At 55.1% G+C, this 14,796-nt stretch carries 13 protein-coding genes; 8 read left to right on the forward strand and 5 right to left on the reverse strand.

Annotation, left to right across the window (positions count from 1 at the left end; translation table 11 throughout):
• The first annotated feature begins 168 nt into the window (after nucleotides 1-168).
• Both acnB and yacL read left to right on the forward strand, forming a co-directional pair.
• Nucleotides 169-2,766 (forward strand): bifunctional aconitate hydratase 2/2-methylisocitrate dehydratase, encoded by a 2,598-nt coding sequence (gene acnB / locus PUP35_RS03645; RefSeq protein ID WP_032645211.1) that lies wholly within the window; start codon nucleotides 169-171, stop codon nucleotides 2,764-2,766.
• 190 nt (nucleotides 2,767-2,956) lie between these two features.
• Nucleotides 2,957-3,319: a protein YacL gene (yacL, locus tag PUP35_RS03650; RefSeq protein ID WP_115876426.1), complete on the forward strand. Its 363-nt coding sequence runs from the start codon at nucleotides 2,957-2,959 to the stop codon at nucleotides 3,317-3,319.
• Nucleotides 3,320-3,350: 31 nt separating this feature from the next.
• On the opposite strand, the gene speD is transcribed toward yacL, so the two are convergent.
• The 3 genes from speD to PUP35_RS03665 form a co-directional block, all read right to left on the reverse strand.
• Complete coding sequence (gene speD / locus PUP35_RS03655; protein WP_008501953.1) at nucleotides 3,351-4,145, reverse strand: adenosylmethionine decarboxylase; 795 nt, start codon at nucleotides 4,143-4,145, stop codon at nucleotides 3,351-3,353.
• Entirely contained in the window at nucleotides 4,146-5,015 is an 870-nt protein-coding gene (gene speE, locus PUP35_RS03660; protein ID WP_039265690.1) for a polyamine aminopropyltransferase, read from the reverse strand.
• A gap of 114 nt (nucleotides 5,016-5,129) precedes the next feature.
• A complete protein-coding gene (locus PUP35_RS03665) occupies nucleotides 5,130-5,477 on the reverse strand; it encodes a YacC family pilotin-like protein (protein WP_014882582.1) in 348 nt (115 codons plus the stop codon).
• 145 nt (nucleotides 5,478-5,622) lie between these two features.
• Here PUP35_RS03665 and cueO point away from each other — a divergent pair, with 145 nt between their 5' ends.
• The gene (cueO, locus tag PUP35_RS03670) at nucleotides 5,623-7,191 is read left to right on the forward strand and encodes a multicopper oxidase CueO (protein ID WP_274242065.1); all 1,569 of its coding nucleotides are present in this window, start codon (nucleotides 5,623-5,625) and stop codon (nucleotides 7,189-7,191) included.
• A gap of 87 nt (nucleotides 7,192-7,278) precedes the next feature.
• On the opposite strand, the gene PUP35_RS03675 is transcribed toward cueO, so the two are convergent.
• Nucleotides 7,279-9,669, reverse strand: coding sequence for a glucose/quinate/shikimate family membrane-bound PQQ-dependent dehydrogenase (locus PUP35_RS03675; RefSeq protein ID WP_274242066.1), 2,391 nt, complete (start codon nucleotides 9,667-9,669; stop codon nucleotides 7,279-7,281).
• 208 nt (nucleotides 9,670-9,877) lie between these two features.
• Between PUP35_RS03675 and hpt the strand changes: the two genes are divergently transcribed.
• Nucleotides 9,878-10,414 (forward strand): hypoxanthine phosphoribosyltransferase, encoded by a 537-nt coding sequence (gene hpt / locus PUP35_RS03680; RefSeq protein WP_008501948.1) that lies wholly within the window; start codon nucleotides 9,878-9,880, stop codon nucleotides 10,412-10,414.
• Nucleotides 10,415-10,475: 61 nt separating this feature from the next.
• On the opposite strand, the gene can is transcribed toward hpt, so the two are convergent.
• On the reverse strand, nucleotides 10,476-11,138 hold the full coding sequence (gene can / locus PUP35_RS03685) for a carbonate dehydratase (RefSeq protein ID WP_008501947.1): 663 nt from the start codon (nucleotides 11,136-11,138) through the stop codon (nucleotides 10,476-10,478).
• 107 nt (nucleotides 11,139-11,245) lie between these two features.
• Here can and PUP35_RS03690 point away from each other — a divergent pair, with 107 nt between their 5' ends.
• The 4 genes from PUP35_RS03690 (at nucleotide 11,246) to PUP35_RS03705 (ending at nucleotide 14,794) form a co-directional block, all read left to right on the forward strand.
• Nucleotides 11,246-12,172: an ABC transporter ATP-binding protein gene (locus PUP35_RS03690; RefSeq protein WP_008501946.1), complete on the forward strand. Its 927-nt coding sequence runs from the start codon at nucleotides 11,246-11,248 to the stop codon at nucleotides 12,170-12,172.
• Complete coding sequence (locus PUP35_RS03695; protein WP_023334536.1) at nucleotides 12,169-12,939, forward strand: ABC transporter permease; 771 nt, start codon at nucleotides 12,169-12,171, stop codon at nucleotides 12,937-12,939. Before PUP35_RS03690 ends, PUP35_RS03695 begins: the two co-directional genes overlap by 4 nt.
• A 104-nt stretch (nucleotides 12,940-13,043) precedes the next feature.
• Nucleotides 13,044-13,484 (forward strand): PTS sugar transporter subunit IIA, encoded by a 441-nt coding sequence (locus PUP35_RS03700; protein WP_133293795.1) that lies wholly within the window; start codon nucleotides 13,044-13,046, stop codon nucleotides 13,482-13,484.
• A 62-nt stretch (nucleotides 13,485-13,546) separates the two neighbouring features.
• Nucleotides 13,547-14,794 (forward strand): polysaccharide deacetylase family protein, encoded by a 1,248-nt coding sequence (locus tag PUP35_RS03705; RefSeq protein ID WP_115876423.1) that lies wholly within the window; start codon nucleotides 13,547-13,549, stop codon nucleotides 14,792-14,794.
• Nucleotides 14,795-14,796 lie beyond the last annotated feature (2 nt).

Here is a 14,796-nt window from a genome sequence, read left to right on the forward strand (position 1 = left end):
ATTCAGCAAATTTTTTAATGTTGCTTTTTTGTAAACGGATTAACACTGTGCAGAAATCCTGCTATGCTGCCCGACGCGGTATCGGGCATTTACCCTACAAACTGCTGTCTCACAGGAGCGTGAAGAGAACGCCCGCCGCATATGACAATGAGAGCGAGGAGAACCGTCGTGCTAGAAGAATACCGTAAGCACGTAGCAGAACGTGCCGCCGAGGGAATTGTACCCAAACCTTTAGATGCAACCCAAATGGCCGCGCTCGTCGAGCTGCTGAAGAACCCGCCTAAGGGCGAAGAAGAATTCCTGTTAGATCTGTTGATCAACCGCGTACCGCCTGGCGTAGATGAAGCTGCCTACGTAAAAGCCGGATTCCTTGCTGCTATCGCCAAAGGCGAAGCCACCTCCCCACTGGTTACTCCTGAAAAAGCCATTGAACTGCTCGGCACCATGCAGGGTGGTTACAACATTCATCCGCTGATTGACGCGCTGGATAACGACAAGCTGGCACCGATTGCCGCTAAAGCGCTCTCGTCTACGCTGCTGATGTTCGATAACTTCTACGATGTGGAAGAAAAAGCCAAAGCTGGCAACGTCTATGCGAAACAGGTGATGCAGTCCTGGGCTGATGCCGAATGGTTCCTGAACCGTCCAGCGCTGGCTGAAAAAATCACCGTTACCGTCTTCAAAGTGACCGGTGAAACCAACACCGATGACCTCTCTCCGGCACCGGACGCGTGGTCTCGCCCGGATATCCCTCTGCACGCCCTGGCGATGCTGAAAAACGCCCGTGAAGGCATTGAGCCGGATCAGCCTGGCAGCGTTGGCCCGATCAAACAGATCGAAGCCCTGCAGAAAAAAGGGTTCCCGCTGGCCTACGTGGGTGACGTTGTGGGTACCGGTTCTTCCCGTAAGTCCGCGACCAACTCCGTGCTGTGGTTCATGGGCGACGATATTCCGCACGTGCCAAACAAGCGCGGCGGCGGTCTGTGCCTCGGCGGCAAAATTGCACCAATCTTCTTCAACACCATGGAAGATGCGGGCGCACTGCCGATCGAAGTGGACGTCTCTAACCTGAACATGGGCGACGTGATTGATGTTTACCCGTACAAAGGTGAAGTGCGTAACCACGAAACCAACGAACTGCTGGCAAGCTTTGAGCTGAAAACCGACGTGCTGATCGACGAAGTGCGTGCCGGTGGTCGTATTCCGCTGATCATCGGCCGTGGCCTGACCACCAAAGCGCGTGAAGCGCTGGGTCTGCCGCACAGTGATGTATTCCGTCACGCGAAAGACGTGGCGGAAAGCAATCGCGGTTACTCTCTGGCACAGAAAATGGTCGGTCGCGCCTGCGGCGTCGCCGGCGTTCGTCCTGGCGCATACTGCGAGCCGAAGATGACCTCCGTAGGTTCTCAGGACACCACTGGCCCAATGACTCGCGACGAACTGAAGGACCTGGCGTGCCTGGGCTTCTCTTCCGATCTGGTGATGCAGTCCTTCTGCCACACTGCGGCGTATCCGAAGCCGGTTGACGTGACCACGCACCACACGCTGCCAGACTTCATCATGAACCGCGGCGGTGTTTCCCTGCGTCCGGGCGACGGCGTAATCCACTCCTGGCTGAACCGTATGCTGCTGCCGGATACCGTGGGTACCGGCGGTGACTCCCATACCCGTTTCCCAATCGGTATCTCCTTCCCGGCGGGTTCCGGTCTGGTGGCGTTTGCTGCGGCGACCGGCGTAATGCCGCTGGATATGCCGGAATCGGTGCTGGTGCGCTTCAAAGGTAAAATGCAGCCGGGTATCACCCTGCGCGACCTGGTTCACGCGATCCCGCTGTATGCGATTAAACAGGGTCTGCTGACCGTTGAGAAGAAAGGGAAGAAAAACATCTTCTCTGGCCGTATCCTTGAAATCGAAGGTCTGCCGGATCTGAAGGTTGAGCAGGCGTTCGAGCTGACCGATGCCTCCGCCGAGCGTTCAGCTGCAGGCTGTACCATCAAGCTGAACAAAGAGCCGATCATTGAGTACCTGAACTCTAACATCGTGCTGCTGAAGTGGATGATTGCAGAAGGCTACGGCGACCGTCGTACGCTGGAGCGTCGTATCCAGGGCATGGAAAAATGGCTGGCCGATCCGCAGCTGCTTGAAGCCGATGCCGACGCAGAGTACGCGGCGGTGATCGACATCGATCTGGCGGATATCAAAGAGCCAATCCTGTGTGCACCGAACGATCCGGACGACGCGCGTCCGCTGTCTGAAGTTCAGGGCGAGAAGATCGACGAAGTGTTCATCGGTTCGTGCATGACCAACATCGGTCACTTCCGCGCAGCCGGTAAGCTGCTGGATACCCACAAAGGACAGCTGCCAACCCGTCTGTGGGTGGCTCCGCCGACCCGTATGGACGCGGCTCAGCTGACCGAAGAGGGATACTACAGCGTGTTTGGTAAGAGCGGTGCACGTATCGAAATTCCTGGCTGTTCCCTGTGTATGGGTAACCAGGCGCGCGTAGCTGACGGCGCGACGGTGGTCTCCACCTCGACCCGTAACTTCCCGAACCGTTTAGGTACCGGTGCGAACGTCTTCCTGGCTTCTGCTGAGCTGGCGGCGGTTGCGGCGCTGATTGGCAAACTGCCAACGCCGGAAGAGTACCAGACCTTCGTGGCTCAGGTGGATAAGACTGCGGTTGATACCTATCGCTACCTGAACTTCGACCAGCTCTCTCAGTACACCGAGAAGGCTGACGGGGTTATCTTCCAGACGGCAGTATAAACAGCAAAACCGTCTCTACGAGACGGTTTTTAGTGTTTGCCCCCTCTCCTGTGGGAGAGGGACGGGGTGAGGGCATCAGGCCGCAGGGTCTTGCTCTCACCTTTTTATTTTCATTCCTCCCACCTCTCACGCTTTTTTTCTTCCTCGCTGCTGCGATAATTACCTTAATGGCTTTGCAGAGGAAAACACTATGGATTACGAATTTCTGCGCGACATCACCGGAGTGGTGAAAGTGCGTATGTCGATGGGCCACGAAGCCGTTGGACACTGGTTTAACGAAGAGGTGAAAGAAAATCTCGCACTTCTTGATGAGGTTGAAGAGGCGGCAAATACGGTAAAAGGCAGTGAACGATCCTGGCAGCGCGCCGGGCATGAATATACGCTGTGGATGGATGGTGAAGAGGTCATGGTGCGTGCCAACCAGCTCGAGTTTTCAGGTGACGAGATGGAAGAGGGGATGAGCTACTATGACGAAGAGAGCCTGTCGATGTGTGGCGTAGAAGACTTCCTTCAGGTGGTGAACGCATACCGTGATTTCATGAAACAGAAATAACAGCCCGGAGCATCCCTGCTCCGGCTTGTTCTTACACGGCCGGAATATTGCGGCCGTAGTAAATCTCGCGCATCTCTTTCCAGAGCAGGTCAGTAATAGCCTTACGCTCTTCTTCGCTTAAATCTTCCGGCTTCGTGTGGAACATATAGTGCTTAAGGTCGAACTCCTTAAGTAACATCTTGGTATGGAAGATGTTTTCCTGATACACGTTCACGTCCATCATGTCGTACAGCGATTTCATGTCCTCGGACATAAAGTTCTGTATGGAGTTGATCTCGTGGTCAATGAAGTGCTTCATGCCGTTGACGTCACGAGTAAAACCGCGCACGCGATAATCAATCGTGACGATATCCGATTCCAGCTGGTGGATGAGATAGTTCAGCGCGTTCAGCGGGGAAATCACGCCGCAGGTCGACACTTCAATATCGGCGCGGAACGTACACAGCCCACCTTCCGGATGGCTCTCCGGGTAGGTATGGACGCAGATATGGCTTTTATCCAGGTGGGCAACAACCACTTCCGGCAGCGGGCCCGGATGTTCCGTTTTGTCGATAAGCTTCGGGTCAACCGGCTCTTCGCTGACCAGAATGGTCACGCTCGCGCCCTGGGGTTCATAATCCTGTCGGGCGATATTCAGGATATTTGCGCCGATAATGGAACAGGTTTCTGACAGGATCTCGGTCAGACGGTTGGCGTTGTAGAGTTCGTCGATATAGGCGATGTAACCATCGCGTTCTTCCGCTGTTTTGGCATAGCAGATATCGTAAATACAAAAACTCAGGCTTTTGGTCAGATTGTTAAAGCCATGCAGTTTAAGCTTTTTCAATTAGCTCACCCCCTTAGTGGATAATGCGTCTTGCAGGTACTGCGGCAGAGCAAACGCTGCGGTATGAATAGCCGGATTGTAGTATCGGCACTGAAGACCTGCCTGATGGAAGCGGGCCTGAATAATTTCGGTGGAGAGATGGCGTAATACGTCGTTATCCGTTGCCCAGGCAAAGGTCATGATCCCGCCGTAGTACGTCGGAATGGCCGCCTGATAGAAGCTGACATCCTCGAAATAGGTGCTGAGCTTGCGATGGCTGTCCAGCGCTTCATCCTGCTGAAGGAAGCAGACGCCATTTTGTGCGACGAAGATCCCGCCCGGGTTCAGGCAGCGCTTGCAGCCTTCGTAGAACGAGGAAGTGAACAGCGACGCGCCTGGGCCAATAGGGTCGGTGCAGTCGGAGATAATCACGTCAAAGGTCTGCGAGGTCTGGTTAACAAAGTTAACGCCGTCGTCAATCACCAGGCTAAAGCGCGGATCGTCATAGCTGCCGGCATTGTGGTTGGGCAGGTACTGGCGGCAGAAAGAGACGACGCCCGCATCGATTTCCACCATGGTGATGGTTTCAATGGAACGATGGCGGGACACTTCACGCAGCATTGCGCCGTCGCCGCCGCCAATAATCAGAACATGCTTCGCGTGACCGTGCGCCAGGAGCGGGACGTGGGTCATCATTTCATGATAAATAAACTCGTCGCGCTCGGTGGTTTGCACAACGCCGTCCAGCGCCATCACGCGGCCAAAGGCAGCATTCTCGAAGATGATCAGATCCTGGTGATCGGTTTTCTCATGATAGAGCACGTTATCAACGGCAAAGTACTGACCAAACTGGTCATGCAATGTTTCATGCCACAACGTGTGGTCGGCCATAGCGAACTCCTCCTGTGTAAACATCCGTTACGCTCGCAAAAAATGAGCGAAACATGATAGCTAACTCTAACCGTGGTTGCACGGCCAGAGGTTCAACAGGAGGCGTCGGGAAGGTTATTTAACGTAGGCGAGCAGGCTGAGTGAGTCGCGAGCCAGCGCTTTGCATTTTTTAGCAGTGGGAATGCCAATACCGCTTAAGTCACGGTAGCTGTCTTCGCCGAGCGCCTTCATGTCGAAGCTGTCGTAGTTGCTGAGATCCCACTGGTTCTGCTGGGCAAAAAAGACCAGCGCGCGGCGAATCTGCCCGTTGGGTAAATTCTGGTAGCCACAATCATTTTTCAGGAATACAAAAACCGCCGTTAAATCGGCCATATCTTCCGCTTCATTTTCACTTAGCGCATAGCTGTTCGCACACATTGCCATCAGGCTACCGAACAAAATTGTCCTGAAAAACGTCTTCATTGCTTCTACCACTTCTTCACGGAAAATTAACGTTAGCATACTTGATGCCAGTGCGACGATCTTTATTATTGCCGCTTTACTTGACCTTCCGGTAAGGGGAGGGTTTATGCTCAAAAGATCGCCTGCTGGAAATAAGGAAATGAACATGCAACGTCGTGATTTTTTAAAATATTCCGCTGTGCTGGGGGCTGCCAGCGCATTACCCCTCTGGAGCCGCGCGGTTTTCGCGGCTGACAGGCCTGCCTTACCCATCCCTGACCTGGTGACCGCTGACGCCCGCAGCCGTATCCAGCTTGTGGTTCAGGCAGGCAAAACAACATTCGGTGCGCACAACGCCACGACGTGGGGCTATAACGGCAATCTGCTCGGCCCGGCGCTGCAGCTGCGTAAAGGGAAAGCGGTGACGGTGGATATCCACAACACGCTCGCCGAAGAGACGACGCTGCACTGGCACGGGCTGGAAGTACCAGGCGAGGTAGACGGCGGGCCGCAGGGCATCATCAAAGCGGGCGGCTCGCGCAGCGTCACCTTTACGCCCGACCAGCGCGCGGCGACCTGCTGGTTCCATCCGCATCAGCATGGTAAGACGGGCCATCAGGTGGCGATGGGGCTGGCGGGGCTGGTGCTGATTGAAGACGACGAAAGCCGCCTGCTGCGCCTGCCGAAGCAGTGGGGCATCGACGATGTGCCGGTGATTGTGCAGGACAAGAAATTCACCGCTGACGGGCAAATTGACTACCAGCTGGATGTGATGAGCGCGGCGGTAGGCTGGTTTGGCGACACGCTGCTGACCAACGGCGCCATTTATCCTCAGCACGCCGCACCGAAGGGCTGGCTGCGCCTGCGTCTGCTTAACGGCTGTAACGCGCGTTCCCTCAACTTCGCCACCAGCGATAAGCGTCCGCTGTACGTGGTCGCCAGCGACGGCGGGCTGCTGCCTGAGCCGGTGAAGGTCAACGAACTGCCGATGCTGATGGGCGAACGCTTTGAGGTGCTGGTGGACATCAGCGACGGCAAGGTGTTTGACCTCGTGACGCTGCCGGTTAGCCAGATGGGGATGGCGGTCGCGCCGTTTGACAAGCCGCATCCGGTGCTGCGTATCCAGCCTTTACTGGTGACCGCTTCCGGCACGCTCCCTGATACGTTAACCACTATGCCGGCACTTCCGTCGCTTGATGGGCTTACGCAACGCAAGCTGCAGCTCTCTATGAACCCGATGCTCGATATGATGGGCATGCAGGCGCTGATGGCGAAATATGGCGATAAGGCGATGGCGGGAATGCATCACGGGCAGATGATGGGCCATATGAATATGGACTATGGAAAAATGGGCGGCATGGGGAACATGAATCACGGCGACCATGGCTTTGATTTCCACAACGCCAATATGATCAACGGCAAGGCGTTCGATATGAATACGCCGATGTTTGCTGCGACAAAGGGCCAGTTTGAGCGCTGGGTGATTTCAGGCGAAGGGGACATGATGCTGCATCCGTTCCATATCCACGGCACCCAGTTCCGCATTCTCTCTGAGAACGGTAAAGCGCCGGACTCGCATCGCGCGGGCTGGAAGGATACGGTGAAGGTGGAGGGCGGCGTCAGCGAGGTGCTGGTGAAGTTTGACCACGACGCGCCGAAGGAGTTTGCCTACATGGCGCACTGCCATCTGCTGGAACATGAAGATACGGGGATGATGCTGGGCTTTACCGTGTAAAAAAGCCGGGTGGCGGCTTCGCCTTACCCGGCCTACATAGCGTATCCATAGGCCCGGTAAGCGCGTAAGCGCCACCGGGCTTTTCAGTTACTTGTTTTCGTCAGGCAGCGCATACGCGACAATATAGTCGCCCATCTTCGTGCCAAACGAACCGTGACCGCCCGCAGAGATGACAACGTACTGCTTGCCATTCACTTCATAGGTCATCGGCGTGGCTTGTCCACCCGCTGGCAGACGGCCTTGCCACAGTTTCTCACCGTTGGTCATGTTGTACGCGCGCAGGTAGTTATCTGCGGTTGCCGCGATGAACAGCACGTTACCGGCGGTGGAAATTGGGCCACCCAGCATTGGCATACCCATATTGAACGGCACCGGAACCGGCATCGGGAACGGCATGCTGTCCTGTGGTGTACCAATACGTTTTTTCCACACGATCTGGTTAGTTTTCAGATCCAGACCGGAGATGTAACCCCAGGCAGGCTGTTTACACGGCAGACCAAACGGAGACAGGAACGGGTTCAGCGTTACGCCGAACGGTACGCCATACTGCGGCTGAATACCGGCTTCGGTACCGCTGCCTTTCGCGTCTTTCGGCTGCTCCATTGGGTTGCCCGGACCGCGTGGGATCAGACGGGAAACGAACGGTAGCGCCATTGGGTTAGCAATAGCGACCTGACGGTTAGGGTCAACGGAGATCCCGCCCCACTCGAACATCCCCAGGTTACCCGGGAAGACCAGCGTGCCCTGCTCAGAAGGCGGCGTGAAGATGCCTTCATAGCGCAGCTGATGGAACATCACGCGGCACACCAGCTGGTCAAACATCGTGGCGCCCCACATGTCTGCCCCGCTGAGGTCTTTCTTCGGACGGAAGCTCAGATCGGAGAACGGCTGGGTTTTGCTGACGTAATCGCCTTTCGCCGCACCCTGCGGAACCGGTTTTTCCGGTGCCGGCACAACCAGCTTGCCGTTGCTGCGATCCAGTACGAAGATGTTGCCGGTTTTCGCCGGAGCGTAAATCACCGGTACGGTTTTGCCGTTAACGGTAATGTCCGCCAGCGTCGGCTGGGACGGCATATCCATATCCCACAGATCGTGGTGAACGGTCTGATAGCTCCAGGCCAGCTTACCGGTGGTCGCGTTCAATGCCACGATAGCGCTGGCATAACGTTCCTGCTCCGGCGTGCGGTTACCGCCCCAGATATCTGGCGTAGTAACGCCCATCGGCAGGTAGACCAGATCCAGCTTCGCGTCATACGCTGCAGGTGCCCAGGAGTTTGGCGAGTTAAAGGTAAAGGTGTGCTCGTCCGACGGGATCGCATTCGGATCTTTCGCGCCCGGGTCGAAGGCCCACAGCAGTTTACCGGTATTCACGTCGAAACCACGGATAACGCCGGAGGTTTCACGCGTGGAGAAGTTATCCGTTACCGAACCGGCAATCACGATGGTTTTATCGGTGATGATTGGCGGCGAGGTTGGCTCGTACAGACCCGGCGTGGTGTCCGGCATATTGGTCTGCAGATTCAGGATACCTTTGTTGGCAAAGGTTTCACACAGCTTGCCCGTTTCGGCATTGATGGCGAACAGGCGACCATCGTTGACCGGCAGCATGATGCGGCGAGGACAGTCGGCAATGACTTCCGGGCTCGCGTTATCGGCGCGCGCTTCGTGATAAGAGACGCCACGGCAGGTCACGTGCTGGAAGGACGGGTTGGAGTTCAGCTGCGGATCGAAGTGCCATTTCTCTTTACCGGTGGCCGCGTCGAGCGCGAACAGACGCTGGTGCGCCGTACACAGATAAAGCATATCGCCGACTTTAATTGGCGTCACTTCGTTGGTCAGTTCACCCGGATCGTTCGGCATCTTAAGGTCGCCGGTACGGAATACCCAGGCTTCTTTCAGGTTCTTAACGTTGTCCGCGTTGATCTGCTTCAGCGGAGAGTAACGCTGGCCTTCCTGGTTACGACCATAGGCAGGCCAGTCGCCGTCAGCGACCTGTGAGATCGCTGCCGCAGGCGTCGATTCTGCATTCAGCGTACCGTTGATCTCCTGCGGGTCGTTAAAGCCGGCCCAGGTCAGGATACCCCCGCTGATCAGCAGCGCTACCACCAGCGCCGCAACGGCACCGCTGGACGGCACGATCAGGCGACGCCAGACGAACGGCAGGATCAGCCAGATACCGAAGAAGACCAGGATGTCACTGCGCGGCGTCAGCGCCCAGAAGTCAAAGCCGACTTCCCAGACGCCCCAGATCATGGTGGCAAGAAGGAGTGCGGCATACAGCCACAGTGCAGATTGTTTTCTACGCCAGAGCAGGACGGTTACGCCAAGCATAACCAGGCCCGCAATCGGGTAGTACCAGGAGCCGCCGATCGCGACCAGCCAGACGCCACCGATTAACAGGTACAGGCCGCAGAAGGCGGCGAATAGCGCTGTTAATGTCACCAGTAGACGCGGCTGTTTAGAGTTTGTTTCAGCCATAGAAAGTGTACTCGTCAGTTTTTGTTAATAATTTGCTAGCAACTAATTATAGGTATTAACAAGTGTGATCGGAATCACAATATTTGCTTTTTATAACTCATACGCCAGGCTTATCCATTTGCTGATATAATGAGGGGCTTGCGTATCAGTGCTGGATATTAACTCATCCGTATTGAGAGATTTTCATTAAAATCATTTGGTTAGTAATATGAAACATACTGTTGAAGTGATGATCCCGGAAGCCGAGATCAAAGCGCGTATCGCCGAACTGGGTCGTCAAATCACCGAACATTACAAGGACAGCGGCAGCGAAATGGTGCTGGTCGGTCTGTTGCGTGGCTCTTTCATGTTCATGGCAGACCTGTGCCGTGAAGTGCATGTGCCCCACGAAGTCGATTTTATGACCGCCTCCAGCTACGGCAGCGGCATGTCCACCACCCGTGATGTGAAAATCCTGAAAGACCTGGATGAAGATATTCGTGGCAAAGATGTGTTGATCGTTGAGGACATTATCGACTCCGGCAATACGCTGTCAAAAGTGCGCGAGATCCTGAGCCTGCGTGAGCCAAAATCGCTGGCGATTTGCACCCTGCTGGATAAGCCTGACCGCCGTGAAGTACAGGTGCCGGTAGAGTTCGTGGGTTTCTCAATTCCTGACGAATTCGTCGTCGGTTACGGCATTGACTACGCGCAGCGTTATCGCCATCTGCCGTATGTTGGGAAAGTGGTATTGCTGGACGAGTAATTGCGGGCTGATGCCCTCACCCCGGCCCTCTCCCGCAGGGAGAGGGAGAACATCCCCGGCTTTATTTATGATTCACATGCTTAAGCTGAAGGTTGGCAATCCCCGAACGGTAACGCTGCTCCAGCGTTTCGCGGTTGGTGGCGGTCACTTCCAGATTGCGCAGCAGACCATCGTGAATTCCGTACGCCCAGCCGTGGATAGAGACCTTCTGCCCGCGTTTCCAGGCTGATTGCATGATCGTTGAGTGGCCCAGGTTATACACCTGCTCCATCACGTTGAGTTCGCAAAGGGTATCCATGCGACGCTCCTGCGGCATTTCACCCAGCAGTGAGCTATGTTTGAACCAGATATCGCGGATGTGCAGTAGCCAGTTATCAATGAGCCCCAGCTCCGTGTTTTCAACCGCCGCCTGCACGCCGCCGCAGCCGTAATGGCCGCAAATGATGATGTGCTCGACTTGCAGAACGTCAACGGCATACTGAACAACAGAAAGACAGTTGAGATCGGTGTGAATCACCAGATTGGCAACGTTGCGGTGAACGAACAGTTCGCCGGGCTCAAGGCCGGTCAGGCGCTCCGCCGGTACGCGGCTGTCGGAGCATCCAATCCAGAGAAAGCGTGGGTTTTGCGCCTGCGCGAGTTTTCCAAAAAATCCGGGGTCTTCCTCCACCAGCATTTTTGACCATAGTGCATTGTTGCTGATGAGTGTATCTATGTTGTTCATGGAGGTTAGCGACCTGTAACCGAGTAATTGCGTTGCGCTACTATAGGGTAACCCGACTTTTAATGAAACCACACAACGTGTGTCAGAACTGAAGGTAAGTTAATTTCATGGCAATTGCACTGGAGCTTGAGCAGCTTAAAAAAACCTATCCGGGCGGCGTTCAGGCGCTACGCGGAATAGATCTAAAAGTAGAGGCCGGTGATTTTTACGCGCTTCTGGGGCCGAACGGCGCGGGGAAATCGACCACCATTGGGATTATCAGCTCGCTGGTCAATAAAACGTCCGGCCGGGTGAGCGTCTTTGGTTACGACCTGCAAAAAGATGTGGTCAACGCCAAGCGCCAGCTGGGTCTGGTACCGCAGGAGTTCAACTTCAACCCGTTCGAGACGGTGCAGCAGATCGTCGTTAACCAGGCTGGCTATTACGGCGTCGAGCGTAAAGAAGCCCTTGAACGGAGCGAAAAATACCTCAAGCAGCTCGACCTGTGGGAAAAGCGTAACGAACGCGCACGGATGTTATCCGGCGGGATGAAGCGCCGCCTGATGATTGCCCGCGCGCTCATGCACGAGCCAAAACTGCTGATTCTTGATGAGCCAACGGCGGGTGTCGATATTGAACTGCGCCGCTCCATGTGGGGCTTCCTGAAAGACCTCAACGACAAAGGCACCACCATTATTCTGACCACCCACTACCTTGAAGAGGCGGAAATGCTCTGCCGCAACATCGGCATCATCCAGCACGGTGAGCTGGTGGAGAACACCTCGATGAAGAATCTGCTCTCCAAGCTGAAATCAGAAACCTTCATCCTCGATCTGGCGGCTAAAAGCCCGCTGCCGAAGCTTGAAGGGTATCAGTATCGCCTCGTCGATACCTCGACGCTGGAGGTGGAAGTGCTGCGCGAGCAGGGGATTAACAGCGTGTTCTCGCAGCTGAGCGCGCAGGGGATTCAGGTCTTAAGTATGCGTAACAAAGCGAACCGACTGGAAGAGCTGTTTGTCTCTCTGGTACAGGACAAACAAGGAGACAAGGCATGACGCATCTATACTGGGTCGCGCTGAAAAGTATCTGGGCGAAAGAGATTAACCGCTTTATGCGTATCTGGGTGCAAACCCTGGTGCCACCGGTCATCACGATGACGCTCTATTTCATCATCTTCGGTAACCTGATTGGTTCCCGGATTGGTGAAATGCACGGCTTTACCTATATGCAGTTTATCGTGCCGGGACTGATTATGATGGCGGTGATTACTAACGCCTACGCCAATGTAGCGTCGTCATTCTTCAGCGCTAAGTTCCAGCGCAATATTGAAGAGCTGCTGGTTGCGCCTGTGCCGACGCACGTCATTATCGCGGGCTATGTTGGCGGCGGCGTAGCGCGCGGGCTGTGCGTGGGGATCCTGGTCACGGCGATTTCGCTGTTCTTCGTGCCGTTCCAGGTCCACTCGTGGCTGTTCGTCGCGCTGACGCTGCTCCTGACGGCAATCCTCTTCTCGCTGGCCGGACTACTGAACGCTGTGTTCGCTAAGACGTTTGACGATATCAGCCTGATTCCGACCTTCGTGCTGACGCCGCTGACCTATCTCGGCGGGGTGTTCTACTCCCTGACGCTGCTGCCACCGTTCTGGCAGGCGCTGTCGCACCTGAATCCGATTGTCTACATGATCAGCGGTTTTCGCTTTGGCTTCCTCGGCATTACCGATGTGCCGCTGTTTACCACGGTAGCGGTGCTGGTGGTGTTCATCATCGCCTTCTACCTGCTCTGCTGGTATCTGATCCAGCGCGGACGCGGTCTGCGCAGCTAATCTTTTGCCCGGCGACGTTTAGTTTGCCGGGCACTTTCTTTGACAGCTATCACCGAAAGCTAACCTTCACTTCGCTAAACTACTTGCCTGCTAAGGAGAGAGTTATGCTGGGATGGGTTATCACCTGCCACGATGAACAGGCGCAGGAAATACTGGATAAGCTTGAAGCCAGATTTGGCCCGCTGGTGCAATGCCGGGCGGTAAACTACTGGCGCGGGTTGAGCACCAACATGCTTAGCCGCATGATGTGCGATGCCCTGCATGAAACCGACACCGGTGATGGCGTGATCTTTCTTACCGATAAATCGGGCGCGGCGCCTTACCGCGCAGCCGCTTTGCTCAGCCATAAGCACGCGTGCTGTGAAGTGATCTCGGGTATTAACCTCTCCCTGCTGGCGTTAATGTATCCGCAGCGTGGATCCTTAAGCAGCGCTGAGTTTCGCCAGGCCATCGTGGCGCAGGGCGTTCCGGGCGTCAGCAGCTTGTGGCATCAGCAGCAAAAAAATCCTCCTTTCGTCCTGCTCCACGATTTGTATAAGAATTAAACGTTGGTATTGATGTCTCATTTGTTACAATAGCGGCAGTTTTCCGCACCGATTAAGAAACCATGCTACCGCGCATTCTTTTCTTGCTATTGATGCTCATTTCCGGCGTCAGCTCAGCCAGTTTACTCAGCCAGCAAACGCTGCCTGCCCAGTACATGCAAACCACCGAAGACGCGGCAATCTGGGCGCAGGTGGGAAACAGCGTGATCAACGTCGGTAACGTGCGCGCCGGGCAGATCCTCGCCGTTGTGCCCGCGGCGGCGGACTACTATGAATTTCGCTTCGGTTTTGGCACGGGTTTTATCGATAAAGGGCACCTGGAGCCGGTTCAGGGGAAACAGCGCGTTGAGGACAGCCTCGGGGATCTCAATAAACCCCTGAGCAATCAGAATCTCATTACCTGGAAAGACACGCCGGTCTATAACGCGCCGTCGAGCGGTAGCGCGCCGTTCGGCACATTAAGCGCCAATCTTCGCTATCCCATATTAAACAAACTGAAAGACCGCCTGAATCAGACCTGGTTTCAGATCCGCATCGGCAATCGTCTGGCGTGGATCAGCAGCCTGGATGCGCAGGAAGATAATGGACTTCCGGTTCTGACCTACCATCATATTTTGCGTGATGAAGAAAACACGCGCTTTCGACATACGTCCACGACCACCAGCGTACGTGCGTTTAACAACCAGATGGCCTGGTTACGCGATCAAGGCTATACCACCCTGACGATGTACCAGCTGGAAGGGTACGTGCGTAACAAAATGAACCTGCCTGCAAAATCGGTGGTAATAACCTTTGACGACGGCCTGAAATCTGTCAGCCGCTATGCCTATCCTGTGCTGAAAGAATACGGCTTCAAGGCTACCGCATTTATTATCTCTTCCCGCATTAAAGGCCACCCGCAGAAATGGGACCCCAAATCGCTGCAGTTTATGAGCGTGCAGGAGATAAAGGGCATTCAGGATGTGTTTGATATTCAGTCACATACCCACTTCCTGCACCGCGTGGATGGGTATAAGCACCCGATTTTACTGAGCCGCAGCTATCACGTGATTTTGTTTGATTTTGAACGCTCGCGTCGCGCGCTGGCGCAGTTTAACCCGCGCGTGCTCTATCTTTCCTATCCGTTTGGCGGCTACGACAATAAAGCGATAAAGGCGGCAAATGATGCCGGTTTCCATCTGGCAGTGACGACGGTGAAAGGGAAGGTGAAGCCGGGGGATAATCCGTTCTTACTGAAACGCCTGTACATCTTAAGAACGGATTCGCTGGAAACAATGTCGCGGCTGATCAGCAATCAGCCGCAGGGATAATG

The organism is Enterobacter sp. S-33 (genome assembly GCF_028735835.1).
GTDB classification, from domain to species: Bacteria; Pseudomonadota; Gammaproteobacteria; order Enterobacterales; family Enterobacteriaceae; genus Enterobacter; species Enterobacter vonholyi.

Bases quoted from the DNA above. Each gene is read 5' to 3' on its own strand.
- PUP35_RS03675 (WP_274242066.1), bottom strand. From the start codon at position 9,669: ATGGCTGAAACAAACTCTAAACAGCCGCGTCTACTGGTGACATTAACA.
- PUP35_RS03695 (WP_023334536.1), top strand. From the start codon at position 12,169: ATGACGCATCTATACTGGGTCGCGCTGAAAAGTATCTGGGCGAAAGAG.
- PUP35_RS03665 (WP_014882582.1), bottom strand. From the start codon at position 5,477: ATGAAGACGTTTTTCAGGACAATTTTGTTCGGTAGCCTGATGGCAATG.
- can (WP_008501947.1), bottom strand. From the start codon at position 11,138: ATGAACAACATAGATACACTCATCAGCAACAATGCACTATGGTCAAAA.
- yacL (WP_115876426.1), top strand. From the start codon at position 2,957: ATGGATTACGAATTTCTGCGCGACATCACCGGAGTGGTGAAAGTGCGT.
- PUP35_RS03700 (WP_133293795.1), top strand. From the start codon at position 13,044: ATGCTGGGATGGGTTATCACCTGCCACGATGAACAGGCGCAGGAAATA.
- PUP35_RS03690 (WP_008501946.1), top strand. From the start codon at position 11,246: ATGGCAATTGCACTGGAGCTTGAGCAGCTTAAAAAAACCTATCCGGGC.
- speE (WP_039265690.1), bottom strand. From the start codon at position 5,015: ATGGCCGACCACACGTTGTGGCATGAAACATTGCATGACCAGTTTGGT.
- hpt (WP_008501948.1), top strand. From the start codon at position 9,878: ATGAAACATACTGTTGAAGTGATGATCCCGGAAGCCGAGATCAAAGCG.
- cueO (WP_274242065.1), top strand. From the start codon at position 5,623: ATGCAACGTCGTGATTTTTTAAAATATTCCGCTGTGCTGGGGGCTGCC.
- PUP35_RS03705 (WP_115876423.1), top strand. From the start codon at position 13,547: ATGCTACCGCGCATTCTTTTCTTGCTATTGATGCTCATTTCCGGCGTC.